Source organism: Providencia sp. PROV268 (assembly GCF_028477805.1).
Lineage (GTDB): Bacteria > Pseudomonadota > Gammaproteobacteria > Enterobacterales > Enterobacteriaceae > Providencia > Providencia stuartii.
Window position 1 is genome coordinate 52025 of sequence record NZ_JAMPLW010000023.1, and the last position, 17743, is coordinate 69767.

The window sequence follows — 17743 nt, forward strand, 5'->3', positions numbered from 1 at the left end:
GGAATTAATGTATGAAATGGTATCACTTTTTGGTGATCTTCCCGCTACTGGCTCTAACTGTGGGTATTTACTATGCCAATCGCGTAGAGCCTTTTGTTATGGGATTGCCTTTTTTAATGTTTTGGATTGTGGCTTGGGTGGTGATCAGTGCTTTAATTATGCTGCTAATTAATATTTTAGACTCTAAAAAGAATAAGGAAAAACAATGAGCTACGCTTTAGTTGTCATTACACTGTTTTTCCTATTGAGTATCTACCTTGCATTGAGGTCGAAAAAAGGTAAAACCATGGATCACGAAGGGTGGTCTGTTGGTGGACGTAGTTATGGCGCTTTATTAGTCTTTTTACTCAGTGCAGGTGAAATTTATACTACCTTTACTTTTTTAGGGGGGAGTGGCTGGGCATATGGGAAAGGGCCTGCCATATTATACACATTGGCGGTTAATGCTTTTATGGGGATATTTCTATATTGGGTGCATCCTCGTGTATGGCGATTTGCTAAGCAGAATGATATTAGAACCATCTCTGACTTTTTTGGGGCAAAATATCAAAGCCAAGGCTTAGCACTATTGATTAGCCTAATTTCCATTGTGGCGATGGTACCCCTTTTCGTATTGCAGCTTAAAGGGCTTGGTATTATTGTTTCTCAAGCCTCTTATGGTGCTATTCCCGCAGATATGGCGATTTGGATAGGCATCATTGCAGTGACCTTGTTTGTGATGATTTCAGGTATTCATGGTTCAGCATGGACATCGGCATTAAAAGATTTGATGATCTTAATTGTTGTTGTCTTTATCGGTGTTTATATTCCCTTGCATTACTACGGTAGTTTTGGCGATATGTTCCGTGCTATCGATACGGCTAGCCCAGGCTTTCTGACATTTTCTGAGCAGGGATTGAATATTCCGTGGTATATCTCAACTATCTTTTTATCTGTAGTGGCTTATTTTTGCTGGCCGCACTATATGGCCGCCGTATTTACAGCTAAAGATGAAAAGTCATTAAAGCGTAATAGTATTCTCATTCCTGCATACAGCTTGATTATGCTGTTCGCGTTCTTTGTTGGTTATGCTGCAATATTACAAATACCGCATCTTGATGGCTCAATGGTGGATTTATCGTTATTTGAGATCGCTAAAACCACATTTTCACCGCTTATTGTTGGTCTTATTGGTGCCGCGGGTATGCTGACGGCATTAGTACCTGGTTCAATGTTATTATTGACGACGTCTAATATGTTGGCGGGAGTGGTGCAAAAAGCATTAAATGTGAGTGAAGAGAAACGTCAATCAGGGATTTATGCGCGTTTTATGGTGCCTTTGGTTGCGTTAGTGAGTTTGTACTTTATTTTTCACAGCAACGACACATTAGTGGCTATCATGTTATTAGGTGTTAATATTGTCGCACAATTTTTTCCCGCGTTATTGATGAGCTTTAGAAAACATAACCCTATGACGGCGACGGGGGCAATGGCTGGTATTATCGCAGGGGTCATTTTCCTTGCAGTGACTTATATTGAGCACATTTCGTTATCGCAACTGTTCCCTTGGTTAGGCAAAGGGCTTGAATTTATGAATATCGGTATCGCTGCATTTGTGTTAAATATTATTGTTGCAACGGTCGTATCGTTATTGATGGGTAGAAAGCAAAAAGCGATTTAGATGCTATTGTTGATAGGGCAGTGTTTTTGCCCTATCAATCAGTTAGTTATTTCTAATAGGTGGTGTAGCGGTTATTTGCTGGTATGGTTTTTAATATTTTAGTTTTATAACCCCATAAGTTAAATTGTTTTTCTGTGATGTTTTAATTTGCTACTTTTCATTCTTAATGCTTTTGCATCTTGGTTTACCAAGCGCTCATCTATTCTTGGTGCTTGGATATAATTGAATGTTTGATTTGCAGCCAGTGAGCTAGACAAACTGACAGTTTTTTCTTCAGTTTTGGCTCTCATTTCAAACTTATATGACTTATCATTAAACAGAGCATCTAAGAAGTTAAAAAAATGACTTTTATCGGTTGTTTTAAATAGTCCTTTATTCGGTTCGAAAAATTCAAAAATAGGTTTACCATTTCTATATTTAACGACAATTCCCATTGAGTGCGTTTGACTGCACAGGTTACCAATAATATCCTTTTTCTTTATTAAGCAATCTTCAATGTGTGCTTTTAATTCTTTGGATGTAAAGGTGATATCGAAATCAATAGATGTAATTGAGTCATAATGTATATTTTGTATATTTTCAAGCTGTGTTAATCTTTCTTTTGTAAGCTCTAAATAATAATCTTTCACTAAAGAGAAAAATAGTGGAAAGCGCAGTGAGTCTATTTCGCTTTCATTCTGAAAACATTTTGAAGAGACATCACTAACTAAGTTATTATAACGGTTTTTTTCTAACTTAAGAGGAGGATTAAGTGCATCATGGTAAACTTTATTGATAAACTCGTGTAGCTCTAGATATAAATGTTTTTCATCCTCTTTAATTGATAACGTGTTTTTTGAAATAACCTATTTATGTAATCACAGTCATCTTCATTATATTCTTTTTTTATTTTATTGAATTTATTCAGTATATCTCTTAAAAAATAAATCATGTGATGATGATTTTGAATGTTCCTAGCTTTATTGAAATTCTGATTTAACAAGGCCTCACTATGTTTTTTAAAGGCTTTATAATGATAGGTGTCTTTTAAAAAATCAACCAACTTTATTTTTTTTATGTTTTTATAAGCGTTATATGTCTCAGTGACATAGATCTCTTCTTGGTTTGCATGAGCATAATATAAAAAAGAGTTAGTTAGCCCATAACAGATCCCATCTTGTAAACTTTTCATATTATCTACCCCAATTATTTTTTTAGAAAAATTATTTTTTGAGGTGTTTTTAAAATGGTTGATAATATCAACTTGCTCAAATTTTACTGAATATTTAAAAGCATCTAGCATGCTCATCTCCGCGCTTAATTATATTTTAAATGTTCCTTTATTATTACTATTAATGGTAATTAATCTTGCAATTTTCAGCAGTTAAGAGGAGATGAGGAAAAGCGTCTCGCGTATTTTTGTTAGATAAAACAAAGCCAACCGTTTTTGTTCAGTTGGCTTTTTAATTAAGACAAAATGCTAATAATTTATATTAGGCATTTTCATTTTGTACGGCTTGGATCGCTGTCAGAGCAACGGTGTAAACAATATCATCGACCAATGCACCACGTGATAGGTCGTTAACCGGTTTACGCATACCTTGCAGCATTGGACCAATAGAAACGAGGTCGGCTGAACGCTGAACCGCTTTATAAGTCGTGTTACCCGTGTTCAAGTCAGGGAAAATAAATACGGTAGCTTTACCTGCAACAGGTGAGTTTGGTGCTTTTGATTTCGCGACATCTGCCATTACAGCCGCATCATACTGCAATGGACCATCAATCATTAAGTCTGGACGTTTTTCTTGTGCTAAACGAGTCGCTTCACGCACTTTTTCAACGTCACTTCCTGCACCTGAATTACCAGTAGAGTAGGAGATCATTGCAACACGAGGTTCGATACCAAAGGCTTTCGCGGAATCTGCTGATTGGATAGCAATCTCTGACAGTTGCTCTGCGGTTGGGTCTGGGTTGATCGCACAGTCACCATAAACGAAGACTTGCTCAGGGAGTAGCATAAAGAAGACAGAAGAGACTAATGAGCTACCCGGCGCTGTTTTGATCAATTGCAGAGGTGGACGGATAGTATTTGCTGTGGTGTGGACGGCACCGGATACGAGACCATCAACTTCACCTTTTTCGAGCATTAATGTACCCAAAACAACATTGTCTTCAAGTTGCTCACGAGCAACAACTTCGGTCATGCCTTTGTTTTTGCGTAGCTCAACTAGGCGAGCAACATAATCTTCGCGTACCTTCACAGGATCAACGATTTCGATGCCTGTACCAAGCTCAATACCTTGCGCAGCAGCGACGCGGCGAATATCTTCTGGATTACCTAATAGTACGCAAGTTGCAATACCACGCTCCGCACAGATAGAGGCAGCCTTAACCGTACGTGGCTCATCACCTTCTGGTAAAACAATACGCTTACCGGCTTTACGTGCTAGTTCAGTTAATTGATAACGGAAAGCAGGTGGTGATAGGCGGTTAGGACGCTCAGAATCAGCCACGAGTGATTCAATCCATTCACTGCTAATATGACGAGCAACGTAGTTTTGAATTTTTTCAATACGTTCATGGTCATCCGCAGGCACTTCTAAGCTGAAACTTTGTAGATTCAGTGAAGTTTGCCATGTATTGCTTTTCACCATAAATACAGGTAGACCTGTTTCAAAAGCTTGTTCACAAAGTTGGCGAATAGGCTCGTCGATTTGGTAGCCGCCAGTTAGCAGGATTGCACCAATTTCAACGCCATTCATTGCCGCAAGAGACGCAGAAACTAATACATCTGGGCGGTCTGCCGAAGTCACTAAGAGTGAACCCGGGCGGAAATGCTCAAGCATATGAGGAATACTACGAGCACAAAAAGTCACTGATTTCACGCGGCGAGTATTGATTTCACCTTCATTAACAACGTCGGCATTCAAGTGTCTTGCCATGTCGATGGCACGCGTTGCAATCAGGTCAAAGTTCCAAGGGATTGATGCTAGAACCGGTAGACTTAGGCACTCTAAATCTTTTGCTGTGATATTCGCAATGGTTGCTTTGGTCGAATCATCAAAGATTTCAGAGAGGTCAGGGCGAGTACGACCTTGCTCATCAACAGGGGCATTCACTTTATTGACGATAACCCCGATAATATTTTTATTGCGTTGGCCGCCGAATTCGTTACGTACTAACTCAAGGCGCTCTTTCATTTGAGTTATATTGCTGTTACCCGGTGCGGTGACAAACACAATTTCTGCACCTAAGGTTTTTGCGATGTCATAGTTCAGAGACTGTGCAAAAGAGTGCTTACGCGTTGGCACTAAACCTTCGATTAATACCACTTCAGCATTTTTAGTTTGCTCATGATAACGGGCAACAATCTCTTCCATAAGCACGTCTTTTTTTGAAGAAGTCAGTAGTGACTCTACATATTCCATTTTTAATGGTTCGACGATAGTGGTGAGACTTGAATGAGAGCGTAAAACTTCAGTGGTTTGATCTTTACTACCGGAAATACGTGGCTGAGCGATAGGTTTAAATACGCTCAACTGGACACCTTTTTGTTCCATTGAACGAACGACACCTAAGCTGACGCTGGTCAAACCAACGCTAGTGCCGGTAGGAATTAACATAATTGTACGAGACACGGGAACCTCTTTAATCGGTTACTCTAATAAAACAGTATCATAAAGTAGTACCGCCAGCGGGTTAGGCTGGCGGTAGAGAATCTTAAGCGGTTAAGCGTGCTGAATCTTGAGCAATCACTAACTCTTCGTTAGTTGGGATAACCAGCGCTGGGCGGCTGTTATCTGTGGTGATTAAGCCTTCTTTACCGAAACGTGCAGCTAAGTTGCGCTCATGGTCGCACTCGAAGCCAAGTAGAGCCAGTTTCTTCAGCGTTAACTCACGTACTTGCGCAGAGTTTTCGCCGATACCGCCAGTAAAGATAATGGCATCAAGACGGCCTTCCATCAATGCACAGTATGCACCGACATATTTCGCTAAGCGATGGCAGAAAACGTCCATAGCGCGTTTAGCGTCGGCTTTGGTTGCATAGTTATCTTCAACATAACGGCAGTCACTAGTCACACCGGTTAAGCCGAGAAGGCCAGACTCTTTTGTTAGCAACTTGTTGATCTGCTCAACGCTCATGCCGAGTGAGTCATGTAGATGGAAAATGATCGCAGGGTCGATATCACCACTACGCGTTCCCATGACTAATCCTTCTAATGGTGTCAGACCCATAGAGGTGTCAACACATTGACCGTTAACAACCGCCGTCACCGAGCCACCATTACCTAAATGGCAGGTAATAACGTTAAGCTCTTCAACCGGTTTATTCAATTTTTTCGCCGCTTCACGGGAGACATAGTAGTGGCTAGTTCCGTGAGCGCCATAACGACGGATACCATGCTCTTCATATAATTCATATGGTAGTGCATATAGGTAAGCTTCTTCAGGCATAGTTTGATGGAACGCAGTGTCGAAAACCGCTACGTTTTTGTGTACTAAATGAGGGAATGCCTTTCTCGCTTCCTCGATACCAATCAAGTGAGCTGGATTATGCAAAGGTGCAAATGGCACTGCTGCTTTAATGCCTTCAACGACGTCGTCATTGATCAAAACAGATGAGGTGAATTTCTCGCCACCATGAACAATACGGTGACCAATAGAAGAAATTTGAGCAGACAACTCAGGTTTTGCTGCAAGAATAGTGTTAACAATGAAATTCAGTGCTTCACTGTGTGCCGCGCCTGCACCTAATTCAGCTTCATGCTTAGCGCCGTCCATTTTCCACTTAATACGAGCTTCAGGCAGATTAAAGCATTCAGCTAATCCAGATAAATATTCATCGCCATTGGTTGGATCGATGATGGCGAATTTCAGTGAGGAGCTACCGCAGTTTAGTACCAGTACCAGCTTACTTGACATGGAAATACCTATCGTTAATTGTTGTTGTGAAGCCTTTAAGTTGCAAAAGCATAAAAAGACTTTGTAAAAAGTATGGTATCGCTAGAGACTAGCGCATTTGACACCTGATATTTCATGATTGATATCAATGATAATGTCAAAACTACATGTATCGGTGCCTAATAAAGGGTTAAAAAAGCCGTGTTTTTAATTGCATTAAGCGCATGATGAGTGAACTTAATGACTGGCGTTGAAATAACACGCAAAAACCCCAATATATATCAAAGCTGTAGAACAATTGAAACCAAGCATAAATTAACAGACTTCTACAGCGATGCTAAATGCGGCCAATTCTACTAAAATTATTTTATATTTTGTATGTTTTTTTTAGAAATGGCCGGTTTGATTGATTAAAATCATAAGCACCGTAAAAAATACGCATTTTATGCAAATTTACCTATCAATCAGGATAGCTGATTTCGCCAAAAATGATCAGATTAGTGCGGCAATAATTGAAAATTATCTATTTGTGCTTATTCATAGGCATTGCTGTTAAAATGGCGTAAGGTAAGTATTAAATGTGTTATTTCTTTATATAGGTTTGCGAGTCATAGGAAGGAATGTATGAGTACATTACAAAACTCACCATCGGGTTTTTTTAAACGATTTAGGTTGGGGAACCTGTACCTAAAAACGTTTCCTATGGAGAAAAAGTTAACCCCAATCTTCCCTGAATTGCGCATGATCAAGGCGACTCGGTTTGGTATTCGCTATATGCCGCCTATTGCTATCTTTACACTGACTTGGCAAATCGCACTAGGGGGAGACCTCGGTCCTGCGGTTGCAACAGCACTATTTGCTTGCAGTTTACCGATGCAGGGTTTGTGGTGGCTTGGTAAAAGAGCATCGACTCCACTTCCCGCCAGTTTGTTGAGTTGGTTCTACGAAATTCGAGAAAAATTTGTACAAGCAGGGATTGCGATGGCACCTGTAGAAGGGCAGCCTGATTACTTGGCATTAGCACAATTGTTACAACGAGCATTTAAGCAATTAGATAAGTCATTTATGGACGATATTTAAATTAAAAGTCCGATTTAACAACAAGTAACGCAAAAAGCCTGTCTAGATCAATAAAAGTGATGTTTTCACTGTCCATCATGAAATTTGAATGCGAAGATGAGCTAAAAATTTTCCGAGGAGAAGCATGATGGAAATGACCAACGCACAACGCCTAATTTTATCTAACCAATATAAAATGATGACTATGCTCGATCCTGAAAATGCGGATCGTTATCGCCGTCTACAAACGATTGTAGAGCGGGGTTTTGGTTTGCAAATGCGTGAGCTTGATAGAGATTTTGGTGAATTAAGTGAAAGCACTTGCCGTACCGTCATTGATATTATGGAAATGTATCATGCTTTACAGGTCTCATATGGCAATATGAGTGACCCACAAGGCATTGACGCGCGTCGAGTACAATTTTTAGGTTTTGATGCAGCAACAGAGGCGCGTTATTTGAGTTATGTTCGCTTTATGGTTAATACGGAAGGTCGTTATACGCATTTCGATAGCGGAACTCATGGTTTCAACTCACAAACACCAATGTGGGATAAATATGTGCGGATGCTGGGGATCTGGCGTGCATGTCCTCGCCAATACCACCTATCTGCGGTAGAGATTAGTCAAATTATTAACGCATAATGCGTTTGTAAGGGGTAAAAGTGGAGTTAAAAGCAAAAGGTTTACTATTTGATCTTGATGGTACACTTGTCGATTCATTAGCTGTTGTTGAGCGCTGCTGGTGCTTATTTGGTAAAGAGATAGGGGTAGCGCCAGAAGAAATCATTCGTTTTATCCATGGGAAACCTGCGCTAACCAGTTTACGCCACTTTATGCCTGATGCCAGTGAAGACGAAATTAATGCTCGTTTTCGCTGGTTAGAAGAAATGGAAGCTTCCGACACTGAAGGTGTTATTGCGTTATCAGGCGCCGTAGCACTGCTCACCCGTTTAGAGGAGCTAGGGGTGCCTTGGGCTATTGTAACCTCAGGAACCGTACCGATAGCGCATGGTCGTCAACAAGCAGCAGGATTACCTGAACCCAAACATTGGGTCACATTTGAAAAAGTGACAAAAGGTAAGCCTGATCCTGAACCTTTCCTATTAGGGGCAAAATGCCTAAATTTAGATCCACAAGCGTGTATTGCATTTGAAGATGCACAAGCAGGCATTCACTCAGCCCTTGATGCAGGCTGCCAAGTGGTCGCTGTTCATGCCCCAGAGAGTATGCCAAGAAGAGAACAAATTCATGCAATAATCAGTTCATTAACGCAAATTTCGGTATCTGGCCCAGACAAAAATGGTGTTTTCACACTATCTGTATCAAAAAATGTTTAATACCGAATTAATCAAAGAAATTCTCCGCTAAACATGGTTAACTAAAGGAATTGATTAGCACTGTTTTTTTCGTCGAAAGGGGATGCTTTGAACGGAGAATTGCTGTGGGTGTTAACCCTGCTACTGATAGCTATCGTACTGTTTACCACAAACAAAATTCGGATGGATGTGGTCGCGTTATTGGTTATCGTTGCATTTGTTCTAAGTGATACTTTAACTTTAGAGCAAGCCACTGCGGGTTTCGCCGATCCTAACGTATTATTGATAGCGGCGTTATTTGTGATTGGTGATGGCTTGGTTCGAACAGGGATCGCCTATCAAATGGGCGATTGGCTGGTTCGTGTTGCAGGTAGTAGTGAAAGCAAGATGTTAGTATTTTTAATGCTAACGGTTGCTGGGCTAGGCGCTTTTATGAGTTCTACAGGGGTGGTTGCTATTTTCATCCCTGTTGTACTGAGTGTTGCCGCCCGCATGAAAATCTCTCCAGGTCGCATGATGATGCCATTAGGCTTTGCGGGCTTAATTAGTGGCATGATGACATTAGTTGCGACACCACCGAACATGGTAGTCAATAGTGAATTGGTCAGGGAAGGCATCAAAGGGTTTCAATTCTTCTCCATTACACCAATTGGTATTGTGATTTTATTGGCGGGTATCGCCTATATGTGGGTTGCCCGCCGCTGGTTAGGAAGTAGTGAACCCGATAAGCTCCCCGAACGTTATCAACGTACTTTTCGTGACCTCATTCGTGACTATAAATTAACCGGTAGAGCGCGCCGTCTTGCCATCCGTAAAGGCTCGCCATTAATTGGTCATTCCCTTGATGAATTGCATTTACGCTCTCGCTATGAAGCTAACGTGGTAGGCATTGAGCGCTGGCGGAAATTTCGCCGTGTTATGGTCAGTGCAACAGGGGGAACGGAACTTAGAGAGCAAGATGTATTGCTGGTAGATATTTCTGTCAGTGATGATGAGTTACGCCAATTCTGTTTTGAACAGAAACTGGAACCGATGATTTTACGCGGTGACTATTTTTCTGATCAATCTCGAGATGTTGGTATGGCGGAAGTGTCTATGAACCCAGATTCTGAATTATTGGGTAAAAGTCTTCGCGATATTAAGTTTCGTACTCGTTATGGCCTAAATGTTGTGGGGATCCGCAGAGATGGTAAGGCCATGGATGGTAAATTAGTTGATGAACCATTGAGGCTCGGTGATATTCTCTTGGTCATTGGGGATTGGAAACTGATCCGCATTTTGTCGACGAAACCGCGCAATTTTATTGTGTTAAACCTTGCTGCTGAAGTAGAGGCAGTCGCTCCAGCCGCCTCACAAGCTCCTCATGCGCTGTTTTGTCTGGCATTGATGGTCGCTATGATGGTAACAAATGAAATTCCTAACTTTGTTGCAGCGTTGATTGCGTGTTTATTAATGGGGAAATTCCGTTGCATTGATATGGAGAGCGCCTATAAGTCTATTCACTGGCCCAGTATCATTTTAATTGTTGGGATGATGCCGTTTGCATTGGCGCTTCAAAAAACGGGCGGGATCTCATTGGCGGTTGATGCCCTCATGGAGGTTGCGGGTAATTTGGGGCCACATGTCATGCTGCTATGTCTATTTATACTTTGTGCCACAATAGGTTTATTTATTTCTAATACCGCTACGGCCGTTTTAATGGCGCCTATCGCGATTGCTGCGGCACGTCAGATGGAGGTTTCACCATTACCGTTTGCGATGATTGTTGGGATTGCAGCTTCTGCGGCATTTATGACGCCAGTCTCGTCACCAGTGAACACATTAGTGCTAGGCCCTGGGGGCTATAAGTTTGGTGATTTTGTCAAAATTGGTGTGCCATTTACCATCATCGTGATGATTATAAGCGTATTATTAGTACCTATTCTTTTTCCTTTCTAATGAGAATGAAGCCCTTTATCAGAGGGCTTCTACTTCTTTTTGTATTCATTAAAAAACGTAACCGTTAATAGCTTAAATAACTTGAGATCGGCTTAAGCCGAATTCAGATTAACGCTTATGATAATTGGCCTGTAAAATACATGATTAAAAGTGGCAAAAAAATAGCAAACAAAAAACAATTTCTATTGTTCTCATAGAGAGTGATCATGGAAAAGTTATATTAGGTATTAATGGTGATTCAAGACGACTGAATATCGATTTCCCGACAGTATTAAAAGAATGAGAGTGAGTGTTATTGATTAAACTGGAATGAAAAGTACCATTCCAGTTTTGAAGATTAATGGCTAATTTCATCAAGAGATAGTTTAAAACCAGGTACAAAAATCTCGATAAAATAATCCATCTCGGGGCTTTGTCGCTCAGCAAGGATTTTTTCAAGGCGTTTTTTGGCTAATTTAAATTCACTATTTCCGGCAGATAACTCTTCTAAACATTTTAAATAAGCGCACAGCGAGTCAGCCTGTTTAACAATGCTGTGCTCTTCATCCGATTGCAACTCTTCAATGAGAAGTGGCTTGAAATCCTCTTGTAGCTCTTCTGGAAGCATATCTAGCAATTTTTGCTGGGCAAATTGTTCTATCTTTTTATATTCATGCGCAATCTGTGAATTGTGATACTTAATCGGGGTGGGAAGGTCACCCGTAATCACTTCACTGGCATCATGGTACATTGCTAATAAAGCAATGCGTTCAGCGTTAACGTGACCACCGAATTTGCGGTTTTTGATAATCGCCAGCGCGTGAGCGACCATGGCAACTTGTAAGCTATGCTCTGAGACATTCTCAGTACGGACATTACGCATTAGCGGCCAGCGATAGATGAGTTTCATTCGTGCAAGGTGGGCAAAAAAGTAGCTCATAAAACCTCATTAAATGGGCAAAGAAACGATTATATTATAGTCTATTTAAAATAGATATTGGTTTGTCAAAGGTTAAGGAAATTAAAATAGAAGTAAATTAATAATTTAAGTGGTTTTATATCGCTAATCATTCATTTATTTTATATCTGCTGTAAAACAGCATTAATTAAATTTATTTCTATTGATAGCATGAGAAACTATATGGAGGGTTTATGCCTTGGAATTTGGGGTTTATTACATTTGAAAATTTTTGGCATGAAAAATTAAAATATGTCAGATTACATCATACGGCCGCTCATGGTAAGCCAACAGATATGACACTTTATAATATTGAGCATGGGAAGATTATAAAAAAAGCAGGTTCATTTGAGTATTCTGGCTATGAAGATTATTGGCGACTAGAAATAATAACAGAGCGAGGAGAAAGATTTATTACAAAAAATAATTTTTACTGTTCTATTACTGAAGATGATGACCCAACAGTTATTGTTGGTGTTAATGGTGATGCAAGAACCATGTATATTGCATTTTCTCACTCAAGTGGTTGCAAAACTAAACTACTAAGAGCCTAGTAAAGCTAATTTAAAAGAGAAGAGATAATGCTATCATAATAAGATAGTAGCTTTAATTTTATTAGGCCAATATACTTTTATAGAACGTCTGTTTATGATGTTCTTTTATTGTTGTTTTATTTGTTTTTAATTATTGTTTGATCTGCGGTGATAAAAATCTATAATCAGGAATAACATTCTTAATAAATAATGGTAGGGGATAATATGAAATACTTTCCAATTATATTATTGCTATTCTTTTTAGCAGCAGTTTATTTTATTTCTATTATATGATTATTGATAAACGATAATAAATAAGTCTGAATCATCTTTTTAAGAGTATTAACAAAACGTTGTTCAATAAAGAGGTGATAGGCCGTCTATTGTGTTTGCTGAATGCTTAGCTCTATTGTCTCAATAAGACAGCAGGGCTTTTTTATTTTCTAGCTTAAATTGGAAAAGTAATAAATGTTAAGCCGTAACAGACGATTCATAAAAAACACTCCCTTTTTTGAGGGAGTGTTTCTGTCTTAACGATTAATGAAGCATTATTGGCGATAATTTTCGATAAAACGACCAAATTTATTAATTGCCATTTCAAGATCATCTGCATAAGGCAGGGTCACGATGCGGAAGTGATCCGGCTCTGGCCAGTTAAATGCAGTACCTTGTACAAGAAGCACTTTTTCTTGTAGTAATAAATCAAGGATCATTTTCTGGTCATCATGGATATTGAAACGCTTAATATCGATTTTAGGGAACATATACAGCGCGCCTTGTGGTTTTACACAAGAAACCCCAGGGATTTGGTTAATTAGTTGCCAAGCACGTTCACGTTGCTCATATAACCTACCACCGGGTTGAATAAATTCGCTGATGCTTTGATAGCCGCCGAGCGCTGTTTGGATAGCATGCTGCATAGGAACGTTAGCACACAGGCGCATTGATGCTAACATTTCGAGACCTTCAATATAGCTCTTAGCTTGTTGTTTCGGCCCGTTTAATACCATCCAACCTTGGCGGAAACCTGCCACACGATAGGTTTTTGACAATCCGTTAAAAGTGACGGTCAGTAAATCTGGCGCTAATGCCGCAATTGAGTGATGCACGGCACCGTCATACAGGATTTTATCGTAAATCTCATCGGCAAAAATAATAAGGTTGTGTTGGCGTGCAAGCTCAACGATTTCTAACAATAACTCTTTACTGTAAACCGCGCCGGTTGGGTTATTTGGGTTAATGATGACAATTCCGCGAGTGCGAGGCGTAACTTTTTTACGAATATCATCAATATCAGGCATCCAACCTTGCTGTTCATCACACATATAATGAACTGCATTACCACCGGATAAAGAAACTGCCGCAGTCCACAACGGGTAATCAGGGGCAGGTACTAGCATCTCATCACCATTATTGAGCAGCGCTTGCATTGCTTGCACAATCAGTTCAGAAACACCATTACCAATATAAACGTCTTCAACCGTCATTTCACGAATATTGCGAGCCTGATAGTGCTGAACAATGGCTTTACGTGCGGAATATAATCCTTTTGAATCACAATAACCTTGCGAGCTCGGTAGATTACGCAATACATCGACCAGAATTTCATCTGGGGCTTCGAAGCCAAACGGTGCCGGATTACCGATATTTAGCTTGAGGACTTTGTTACCTTCTTCTTCTAAGCGCTTTGCTTCTTTTAATACAGGCCCGCGAATGTCGTAACAGACATTATCAAGCTTGTTAGATTTTTTAATGTTATTCATTCGTTCTCTCATTACCCTATTTGGGAAGACTTAAGTAGGGGGATTCCGGCTTATCTGTTACTACTCTACTCTTACCACGGAAGCTTTTGAAGATAGGAGATAATTTTTGGTGAAAAAGGTTGGTTTATGCTGTGATGTGACTGTTGATAACTAAACATGCAACTTAAGTTGAATGTAGATGCCAATAATATTAATTAATTTGAAGTTATCTGTTGTCAATTCTGGCTGTTTTGGAGGAAAAAATAGAAATTATGGGCAAATAATGGCTAGAAACAAAAAGATTGTATCAAATTGTAAGATTGATGACGAAATTGGATGTATAGAAATAAAAATTCATAAATTTCCGTGGAATTTCAACAGAAATTAGCTCTTTTTGTTAGTAATATTGATTGTTCTAGTGAGAAAATAATGAATAAAAATGAATGATAAAACTATAACTAACTGAAAAATAAACGTTTGAGTTAGGGCGTGAGTACATGTTTAAAGGCATTTACATTAAAATAATTGCAATTACATTAAATATGTTAGTATTTAGAGGACGGCAAATAAGAAGGTTGTTTTTACGATTTAAATTAAATCGATTGGTTAACATGCTTCTTTGTCGTTCGGTGGAACGTTCATTTTAAGATTGTCCCACTCGGATAAAGTGTAATAAATGTGAGTCTAAGGATTAGATAAACATCAAGCAAGTTATTTCAGTAATTAAACAAGCTGATCTCAAGGAGGAGAGCAGGAACACCAGGTAACATAAAATTATATAAGAGAATTAAAGATGATAAATTCCAATCGTCCAATAATGAACCTTGATCTGGACCTACTGAGGACATTTGTCGCAGTTGCCGATCTAAATACATTTGCTGCCGCTGCTGCTGCAGTATGTCGAACCCAGTCTGCTGTCAGTCAGCAAATGCAACGCTTAGAACAATTAGTCGGTCGTGAGTTATTTGCTCGCCACGGGAGGAATAAATTACTCACCGCACATGGTTTACAATTACTCGGCTACGCAAGACAAATTTTGCGTGCAAATGATGACGCAACAGCATCATTGACTTATAACGACGCTGAAGGTGAATTGAGAATAGGTGCATCCGATGATACGGTTGATATCTTACTCCCATTTTTACTCAACCGTATTGCGTCTATTTTCCCGCGTCTTGCTGTTGAAGTCAGGATCAAACGCGCACAATTTATTGAGTCGATGCTAGATAATCATGAGATTGATTTAGCTTTGACGACGGCGCGTATTAGCCATCATCCAAAAACAGCATTAAGAACAGTACCCGTGTTATGGCACAGTGCCCCTGATTTCCAGTTGCGCGCTAATGAGCCGATTCCATTAGTAGTTATGGATGAAACAAACCCATACCGCAAACTGAGTACTGATGCTTTAGATAATGCGGGGCTTGCATGGCATATTGCGTATGAAGCAGCATCACTTCCTGCTGTCAGAGCGGCTGTAAATGCAGAAGTCGGCGTGACAGCGCGACCGATGGAAATGCAAAATGCGGATCTGCGCATTTTAAATGAAACGGATGGTCTGCCTCGTTTGCCTGATATCCAATATTGGCTGTATAAAAATGCTGATGAACAAAAGGATTCAGTGTTAACAGTATTTAGTGCAATTGAAAACAAAAAGATCCCTTATGCTGTTGCACCTACCAGTGACGATGTCATTGTTAACGAAAGTGAAGGGTCATTTTAAGCACCAATAATTATTTGATGATTATTAATTGATTAGTACAAACTCAATGGAAAAAACCGCGATAACTTCGCGGTTTTTTTTTGAGCAAAACGGGGCAAAAAAGGACAAAGTAACCACTTAATAAGTATGGTTTAAAATAATATTACGTGAAATAATTGTGATGTAGATGGCAGAACATGAATTTCATTTTTTAGTTACAAAATTGTTATCTTGTTAACAATCATATTTTGCTGAATTGATAAAATAGGACTGCTTAGTCAGACAGTTACTTGATTTAGTGAATAAAAAACAGTTAATGTGACTTAGACTAAATTTGAATATTCTGTAAACAGTATGAGCAAATTTTCAATAAAACTGTGCGCTAGATCAAATAAAAAGAGCAAGTTTTCATCTGGTAAGACAGGTTTTTCCTGAGATAATAGTGTAGTAAAAGCGAATAATCAGTTAGACTAGTCATTGCGTTTATTGTGTGTATTTACACACTGACACGTTTTAGCTGATTTTGAGTACTTTTTGTTGCAATCTTGTTTTTGGTAGGTCAACGAATTGTAGCAAGTACGGGTTATTTTGCTTAAGTTGAGCAAAATAAATAGTCGGAGAGAGGACAAACCAAACACGGTCTTCAGACTGCTTTTTTATGTTTGGTGATGATTTTTGGTCTTTCTTCTCGGTTAACTGGGCAATTATGGTGTAATACTGCCGTTAAGAGCAGATTCACGCACCATGTGTAATGAGTAAGCAACGAGTATGTCTGAATCTATCCTAGCGTTAGCCCATAACTGGGCCTTTGCGATATTCTTTGTCGGCGCCATCGCCCTTTGTTCGTTTATGTTGGTCGCTGGTCATTTCCTCGGCAGCCGTGCCAAAGCCAGAACAAAACACGTACCTTATGAATCAGGTATTGATTCAGTAGGGAGTGCCCGTCTTCGGATGTCGGCGAAATTCTACTTGGTTGCCATGTTCTTCGTTGTCTTCGATGTGGAAGCCATGTTCCTGTTTGCATGGGCTGTAGCCGTCCGTGAAGTCGGTTGGTTAGGCTTTATCGAAGCAGCAATTTTCATTTTGGTATTGTTGGCTGGACTGTTTTATCTGGTTCGCGTTGGTGCATTGGATTGGACTCCTGTCCGTTCACGTCGCGCAGTTAAAGGTCCTAGTGAAGTTATTAAAATCAGCAATCGTCATCCGCAGTAACAAGCGAGGCATTATACAATGGATTATACGCTCACCCGCATAGATCCGAACGGTGAGAACGACCGTTATCCCCTGCAAACTCAAGAAATCGTTACCGATCCACTTGAGCAGCAAGTTAAAAACAGTGTTTACATGGGAAAACTTTCTCATGCCTTACACGATGTCGTTAACTGGGGGCGCAAAAATTCTCTTTGGCCATATAACTTTGGTCTCTCATGTTGCTATGTTGAAATGGTGACGTCGTTCACAGCAGTTCATGACGTAGCCCGCTTTGGGGCAGAGGTTCTCCGTGCTTCACCTCGTCAAGCCGACTTTATGGTCGTTGCAGGAACCTGCTTTACGAAAATGGCTCCCGTCATTCAACGTCTCTATGACCAGATGCTTGAACCAAAATGGGTCATCTCCATGGGTTCATGTGCTAACTCTGGCGGTATGTATGACATTTATTCTGTCGTCCAAGGTGTAGATAAATTTATTCCTGTGGATGTTTATATTCCCGGTTGCCCACCACGTCCTGAAGCTTATATGCAAGCACTGCTTCTGTTACAGGAATCCATCGGTAAAGAGCGTCGTCCGCTATCGTGGGTTGTTGGTGATCAGGGGGTTTATCGTGCCAATATGCAATCAGAAAGAGAAAGAAAGCACGGTGAACGTATCGCAGTGACTAACTTGCGAACCCCAGACGAAATTTAAGGCTTAAAGCCATACAGCGTAACAGAGCAATGTGTTGCGAAATGATAAACCTGATCAAGCGTTATGGTG

At 40.0% G+C, this 17743-nt stretch carries 16 protein-coding genes; 10 read left to right on the forward strand and 6 right to left on the reverse strand.

Annotated features, from left to right (window positions below; all coding sequences use genetic code 11):
* Positions 1-11: 11 nt before the first annotated feature.
* Positions 12-209: a DUF3311 domain-containing protein gene (locus PR699_RS15865; RefSeq protein WP_004921159.1), complete on the forward strand. Its 198-nt coding sequence runs from the start codon at positions 12-14 to the stop codon at positions 207-209.
* Complete coding sequence (locus PR699_RS15870) at positions 206-1660, forward strand: sodium:solute symporter (RefSeq protein WP_014656274.1); 1455 nt, start codon at positions 206-208, stop codon at positions 1658-1660. Before PR699_RS15865 ends, PR699_RS15870 begins: the two co-directional genes overlap by 4 nt.
* Positions 1661-1779: 119 nt before the next feature.
* On the opposite strand, the gene PR699_RS15875 is transcribed toward PR699_RS15870, so the two are convergent.
* The 4 genes from PR699_RS15875 to ackA form a co-directional block, all read right to left on the reverse strand.
* Complete coding sequence (locus tag PR699_RS15875; protein WP_014656273.1) at positions 1780-2289, reverse strand: YopT-type cysteine protease domain-containing protein; 510 nt, start codon at positions 2287-2289, stop codon at positions 1780-1782.
* A 161-nt stretch (positions 2290-2450) separates the two neighbouring features.
* The gene (locus PR699_RS15880; protein WP_272572926.1) at positions 2451-2942 is read right to left on the reverse strand and encodes a hypothetical protein; all 492 of its coding nucleotides are present in this window, start codon (positions 2940-2942) and stop codon (positions 2451-2453) included.
* A gap of 190 nt (positions 2943-3132) precedes the next feature.
* A complete protein-coding gene (gene pta, locus PR699_RS15885) occupies positions 3133-5277 on the reverse strand; it encodes a phosphate acetyltransferase (RefSeq protein WP_014656270.1) in 2145 nt (714 codons plus the stop codon).
* A gap of 82 nt (positions 5278-5359) precedes the next feature.
* Positions 5360-6562, reverse strand: coding sequence for an acetate kinase (ackA, locus tag PR699_RS15890; RefSeq protein WP_004921151.1), 1203 nt, complete (start codon positions 6560-6562; stop codon positions 5360-5362).
* 603 nt (positions 6563-7165) lie between these two features.
* On the opposite strand from ackA, the gene yfbV reads away from it, so the two are divergent.
* The 4 genes from yfbV (at position 7166) to PR699_RS15910 (ending at position 10855) form a co-directional block, all read left to right on the forward strand.
* A complete protein-coding gene (yfbV, locus tag PR699_RS15895; protein WP_004921149.1) occupies positions 7166-7621 on the forward strand; it encodes a terminus macrodomain insulation protein YfbV in 456 nt (151 codons plus the stop codon).
* 127 nt (positions 7622-7748) lie between these two features.
* A complete protein-coding gene (locus tag PR699_RS15900; protein WP_014656269.1) occupies positions 7749-8243 on the forward strand; it encodes a YfbU family protein in 495 nt (164 codons plus the stop codon).
* Between the two features lie 20 nt (positions 8244-8263).
* Positions 8264-8938: a sugar phosphatase gene (locus PR699_RS15905; RefSeq protein WP_014656268.1), complete on the forward strand. Its 675-nt coding sequence runs from the start codon at positions 8264-8266 to the stop codon at positions 8936-8938.
* A gap of 87 nt (positions 8939-9025) precedes the next feature.
* A complete protein-coding gene (locus PR699_RS15910) occupies positions 9026-10855 on the forward strand; it encodes an SLC13 family permease (RefSeq protein ID WP_014656267.1) in 1830 nt (609 codons plus the stop codon).
* Positions 10856-11192: 337 nt separating this feature from the next.
* Here PR699_RS15910 and yfbR read toward each other — a convergent pair whose 3' ends face one another.
* A complete protein-coding gene (gene yfbR, locus PR699_RS15915; protein ID WP_014656266.1) occupies positions 11193-11774 on the reverse strand; it encodes a 5'-deoxynucleotidase in 582 nt (193 codons plus the stop codon).
* 212 nt (positions 11775-11986) lie between these two features.
* On the opposite strand from yfbR, the gene PR699_RS15920 reads away from it, so the two are divergent.
* On the forward strand, positions 11987-12346 hold the full coding sequence (locus PR699_RS15920) for a hypothetical protein (RefSeq protein WP_004921139.1): 360 nt from the start codon (positions 11987-11989) through the stop codon (positions 12344-12346).
* 527 nt (positions 12347-12873) lie between these two features.
* Here PR699_RS15920 and PR699_RS15925 read toward each other — a convergent pair.
* Positions 12874-14088 (reverse strand): pyridoxal phosphate-dependent aminotransferase, encoded by a 1215-nt coding sequence (locus PR699_RS15925; protein ID WP_014656265.1) that lies wholly within the window; start codon positions 14086-14088, stop codon positions 12874-12876.
* A 772-nt stretch (positions 14089-14860) separates the two neighbouring features.
* On the opposite strand from PR699_RS15925, the gene PR699_RS15930 reads away from it, so the two are divergent.
* The 3 genes from PR699_RS15930 (at position 14861) to PR699_RS15940 (ending at position 17674) form a co-directional block, all read left to right on the forward strand.
* Positions 14861-15790: a LysR family transcriptional regulator gene (locus PR699_RS15930; RefSeq protein ID WP_014656264.1), complete on the forward strand. Its 930-nt coding sequence runs from the start codon at positions 14861-14863 to the stop codon at positions 15788-15790.
* A gap of 747 nt (positions 15791-16537) precedes the next feature.
* A complete protein-coding gene (locus PR699_RS15935) occupies positions 16538-16981 on the forward strand; it encodes an NADH-quinone oxidoreductase subunit A (RefSeq protein ID WP_014656263.1) in 444 nt (147 codons plus the stop codon).
* Positions 16982-16999: 18 nt separating this feature from the next.
* Positions 17000-17674, forward strand: coding sequence for an NADH-quinone oxidoreductase subunit B family protein (locus PR699_RS15940; RefSeq protein ID WP_004921127.1), 675 nt, complete (start codon positions 17000-17002; stop codon positions 17672-17674).
* Positions 17675-17743 lie beyond the last annotated feature (69 nt).